General features: G+C 66.7%; 6 protein-coding genes. 1 reads left to right on the forward strand and 5 read right to left on the reverse strand.

The window, feature by feature from the left end; translation table 11 throughout:
• The 5 genes from nuoB to B4A72_RS00670 form a co-directional block, all read right to left on the reverse strand.
• Nucleotides 1-288, reverse strand: a 288-nt coding sequence (gene nuoB / locus B4A72_RS00650; RefSeq protein ID WP_414692477.1) for an NADH-quinone oxidoreductase subunit NuoB, incomplete at its 3' end; no start/stop codon positions are given.
• Nucleotides 288-653 carry an NADH-quinone oxidoreductase subunit A gene (locus B4A72_RS00655; RefSeq protein ID WP_292957412.1) on the reverse strand — a complete coding sequence of 122 codons (366 nt, stop codon included), beginning with the start codon at nt 651-653 and terminating at the stop codon, nt 288-290. The genes B4A72_RS00655 and nuoB, both read right to left, overlap by 1 nt.
• 263 nt (nt 654-916) lie before the next feature.
• Complete coding sequence (locus B4A72_RS00660; RefSeq protein ID WP_292957409.1) at nt 917-1,507, reverse strand: outer membrane protein; 591 nt, start codon at nt 1,505-1,507, stop codon at nt 917-919.
• Nucleotides 1,508-1,650: 143 nt separating this feature from the next.
• Nucleotides 1,651-2,337: an ABC transporter ATP-binding protein gene (locus B4A72_RS00665; protein ID WP_292957406.1), complete on the reverse strand. Its 687-nt coding sequence runs from the start codon at nt 2,335-2,337 to the stop codon at nt 1,651-1,653.
• The gene (locus B4A72_RS00670; protein ID WP_292957403.1) at nt 2,330-3,631 is read right to left on the reverse strand and encodes a lipoprotein-releasing ABC transporter permease subunit; all 1,302 of its coding nucleotides are present in this window, start codon (nt 3,629-3,631) and stop codon (nt 2,330-2,332) included. The genes B4A72_RS00665 and B4A72_RS00670 overlap by 8 nt, the downstream gene beginning before the upstream one ends.
• Nucleotides 3,632-4,008: 377 nt before the next feature.
• On the opposite strand from B4A72_RS00670, the gene sucC reads away from it, so the two are divergent.
• On the forward strand, nt 4,009-4,836 hold an 828-nt coding region (gene sucC, locus B4A72_RS00675), incomplete at its 3' end, for an ADP-forming succinate--CoA ligase subunit beta (RefSeq protein WP_292977944.1).

Below are 4,836 nucleotides of genomic sequence, written 5' to 3' on the forward strand. Positions count from 1 at the left end.
CGCCATCTTGTTGGTCAGCGTGCCCGCGACGATCATCAGATCCGACTGGCGCGGCGATGCGCGCGGCGCGGTGCCAAAGCGTTCCAGGTCATAGCGCGGCATGGAGACCTGCATCATCTCGACCGCGCAGCAGGCCAGACCGAAGGTCATCCAGTGCAGCGACCCGTTGCGGGCCCAGTTGATGATGTCCTCGGTCGTGGTCAGCAGGAAACCCTTGTCCTGCAATTCGCGGTTCAGCGTCTGCGTCGCGACCTCGCGGTCGGGGCCGGCGGTGTTCGCGCCTGTCATCACGCCCATTCCATCGCCCCCTTCTTCCATTCATAGGCAAAGCCGATTGTCAGCACGATCAGGAACACGATCATCGACCAGAAGGCCGGATCCGAAAGCCCGGCGAAGCTGACAGCCCAGGGAAACAGGAATGCCATTTCCAGATCGAAGATGATGAACAGGATCGAGACCAGGTAGAAGCGCACGTCGAACTTCATCCGCGCGTCGTCGAAGGCGTTGAAACCGCATTCGTAGGCGCTGACCTTTTCGGGGTCGGGATTGCGCACGGCGATGACGATGGCCGCCAGCATCAGGACCAGCGCCAGCGCCGAGGCCATCGCCGCGAAGACGAGGATGGGCAGATATTCCTGCAACAATGGTTCCACGGGCGAATCCCCCTTTCGGCCGCGGGATCGGTGGCTGCCCGCGACGGGTTGGCTGTGGCCGGTTTAGCCTTGCGGGCCACCGGGGTCAACGGCGACGGATCGCCGCGCATTCCTGCAAAATCCCGCCATCGGCCCGTTTGACCGCGCCTTCCGCGCGGGCCGCGCCGCGATGCGCCGCGACGCGCCTGGAACATCCCTTCCGGTGAATGAAAAGACGGGCGGTCGCAGGGGCCGCCCGTCCTGTCGCAGAAACCCGTCCGCGATCAGAAGCGATACGAGGCGCGCATCTGCACCATGTCGGTGTCCAGATCCAGGCCGTTCACGTTGGACACGTCCTTGAAGTCCTGGCGGGTGTATTCGGCGCCGACCGAAAACCGGTTGTTGACCATGTATTCGGCCCCCAGCCCATAGGCAAAGGCGCCCTCGGACACGTCGCCCGCATCCTGGTTGGTCGAAATCCGGGCATAGCCGGCCGTCAGATAGGGCATGAACCTGCCGAACTTCATCCCGGCGCGGCCCTTCAGACGCGCCAGGTCGCCATCGCCGCCGTTATTGTCGAGATTGATCTTGTTGTAATCCAGCTCGCCGCCGACGACATAGCGGCCCATGTCGTAGAGATAGCCGCCGTGCAGACCATAGGCGTCGAGATTTTCGTCGAAGCCGCCGTTCGACAGGCTGGCATTGCCCTTGCCGTATTGCAGACCGCCGTAGAAGCCGCCCCAGTTCGGGCCCTGCTCGACCACGGGCGCGGTGATGATGGCGGGGCTGCTTTCGGCGACGGGCGCCGTATAGCCCCCGGCCGAAGCCGCACCGGCCGTCAGGATCGCCGCGGTGGAGATGATTGCGAATTTCATACCATTTCTCCTTTGCTGTCGAATGGTTGCGTCGATGTCTGCCCAACGCGCGGGATTCGCAAGGGATCGCCGGAAAAGGTGATCGGGCCGGCGGATGTGGTCTTGCTGCAACAGGCCGGGCGGCGCGGCCGGGCCTGCGAAGGTCAGCCCGGCGGGGTGTCGCCGGCGGCCCCGGTCAGCCGGATCACCCGGTCCATCCGCGCCGCCAGGTCGTGATTATGCGTCGCGATCAGCGCGGCCAGCCCGGTCTCGCGAACCAGCGCCATCAGCATGTCGAACACCCGGTCCGAGGTGCCGGGGTCCAGGTTTCCGGTCGGCTCGTCCGCCAGCAGCAGCGCCGGCGCATTGGCCAGCGCCCGGCAAAAGGCCACCCGCTGCTGTTCGCCCCCCGACAATTCGGCCGGGCGATGGGCGGCCCGATGGGCCAGCCCGACACGGTCCAGCAGGCCCTCCGCCCGCGCCGCCGCATCCCGCGCGGCCCGGCCATCGGCCAGTTGCGGCAGCACGATATTCTCGGCGGCGCTGAATTCGGGCAGCAGGTGGTGGAACTGATAGACGAAACCCAGCTCGCGCCGCCGCGCCTCGGTCCGGGCCCTGTCGGGCAGGCCGGTCATGTCGCGCCCGTTCAGCCACACCTTGCCGCCATCCGGCGTGTCCAGCAGCCCGGCGATATGCAGCAGCGTCGATTTGCCCGCCCCCGACGGCGCGACCAGCGCCACGACCTCGCCGCGCGCGACGGACAGGTCGATCGGGCGCAGCGCCTCGACCGGGGCCGGTCCGCCCTTGCCATAGGTCTTGGACACGGCCTCCAGCCGCAACACGTCACTCATAGCGCAGCGCCTCCACCGGGTTCATCCGCGCGGCGCGGCGGGCGGGAAAGATGGTGACGATGAAGGACAGGACCAGCGACAGGGCGACGGCGCGAAAGATGTCCCAGGCCCGCAATTCGGCCGGCAGCCGATAGATGCCGCGGACCTCGGGCTGCCAGGCGCCGCCGCCGCTCAGCGCGTTGATGGCGGCCATGATGTTGTCCACGTTCAGCGCCAGCGTGACACCCAGGATCACCCCCGCAAGGGTCCCGATCACGCCGGTAAAGGCCCCGCAGAGAAAGAAGACCCGCAGGACCGCGCCCTCGGTCAGCCCCATCGTGCGCAGGATGCCGATGTCGCGGCCCTTGTTCTTGACCAGCATGATGAGGCCCGAGGTGATGTTCATCGACGCGATCAGGACCAGCACCGACAGAATCACGAACATCACGTCATCCTCCATGTCCAGCGCCGACAGGAACGAGCCCGAGGAATCCTTCCACGACCAGACCTGCGCCCCCTCGCCCGCCGCCCGCATCAGCGGCAGGGTCCAGTCGTCCACCTTCTCGGGATCGGTCACATAGACCTGGATCTCGTCGGCCGCGCCCTCGCGGTTGAAATAGCGCTGCGCCTCGGCCAGCGGCATGTAGATCCGCGTCCGGTCGATGTCATAGCGGCCGGCGCTGAAGACATAGACGACCTCGTAGGCACTGACCCGCGGCGTCGTGCCGAAGGCGGTGCGCGCGCCCTCGGGCGCGATCAGGCGCAGCTTGTCGCCGACACCCAGCGACAATTCCCGCGCGATGCCGGATCCGATGGCGATGCCGTTGTCGAAATCATCGACATTGCCCGATGAGGTCGCCGGATCGACGATCCGTGGCATCGCCTTCAGATCGTCCGGCGTGACGCCATAGACCTCGGCCACGTTCGACGATCCGTTGGCCGTGGCCATGACCTGGCCGCGCACGACCGGCTCGGCCCGGAGGACGCCCGGCACCTTGGCCAGCCGGGCCGCCATCGCGTCGTAATCCCGGATCCGGCCGGGGGTGACATAGACCTCGTCGGTCAGCGGGTTCCGGATCTGCTGCGGGGACAGATAGACGCTGGTATGGGCATTGGCGCCCAGGATCGTGTCCACGAACTCGGCCCGGAACCCCGCGCGCACCGCCAGCGTCGCGATCAGCGCCATCACGCCGAGGGCGATCCCGATCAGGCTGATCCAGGTCATCACGCTGACCCCGCCCTCGGCCCGGCGCGCCCGCAGATAGCGCCAGGCGATCAGGAATTCGTAACGGGAAAAGGGCGCGGGGCTGGACATCCGGGGGGCCTTTGCAAAATCGCGGCGAACCTGACCGCAGCCGCCCGGAAGATCAAGCCGACAAAGGCGTGAACCCCTGCGCGCGGCGCGACGATGCGGCGTGACGGGGCGAACCTGGCCCTGCCCGCCGCTCCCCCGCCGGTGGTCATGCCCGCGCGTCACGCCGCGCCGCGCGACCCCGGGACTCCGCCGCGCCGGCCCCCGGGGTCGCGCTGGTTCCGTTAACGAAAAGCTCTTTGTGATCACAGTCTTTCGGGCTGTGATCACAATCGCGGTCTTCTGGCCGTTTTTCGCAATGCGGCTTGGAAATCCTTTCGCCTCCCCCCCGGATTGTGCCAAGACACCGGCAAATCTGCAGAACCGATGAGGGGGTCGCGATGAACATTCACGAATATCAGGCCAAGGCGCTGCTGCGCCATTACGGCGCGCCGGTCAGCGACGGTCGTGTCGTGACCAAGGCCGACGAGGCCAAATCGGCCGCGGGCGAGCTGGACGGCCCGCTGTGGGTGGTCAAGGCGCAGATCCATGCCGGCGGCCGCGGCAAGGGCCATTTCGCCGAAGCCGCCGCCGGCGAGAAGGGCGGCGTGCGTCTGGCCAAATCCGTGGCCGAGGCCGAGGAACTGACCCGCCAGATGCTGGGACGCACGCTGGTCACGCACCAGACCGGTCCCGCCGGCAAGCAGGTCAACCGCATCTATATCGAGGACGGCAGCGATATCGAGCGCGAATTGTATCTGGCCCTGCTGGTCGATCGCGGCACCAGCCGCGTCAGCTTCGTCGCCTCGACCGAGGGCGGCATGGATATCGAGGAAGTCGCCGCCAACACCCCCGACAAGATCGTCAGCTTCAGCGTCGATCCGGCGTCGGGCCTGTCCGATTTCCACGGCCGCCGCGTGGCCTTCGCCCTTGGCCTCAAGGGCGGGCAGGTCAAGCAATGCGTGGCCCTGATCCGCAACCTCTATCGCCTGTTCATCGAACGCGACATGGAGATGCTGGAGATCAACCCGCTGATCGTGACCACCGATGGCACCCTGAAATGCCTCGACGCCAAGATGGGTTTCGACAACAACGCGCTGTACCGCCAGCCCGACATCATGGCCCTGCGCGACGAAAGCGAGGAGGATCCCAAGGAACTGGCGGCGTCGAAGTTCGACCTGAACTATATCGCGCTGGACGGCGAGATCGGCTGCATGGTCAACGGCGCC

The sequence above is a fragment of the Paracoccus sp. UBA5162 genome, assembly GCF_002413585.1.
Classification (GTDB): domain Bacteria; phylum Pseudomonadota; class Alphaproteobacteria; order Rhodobacterales; family Rhodobacteraceae; genus Paracoccus.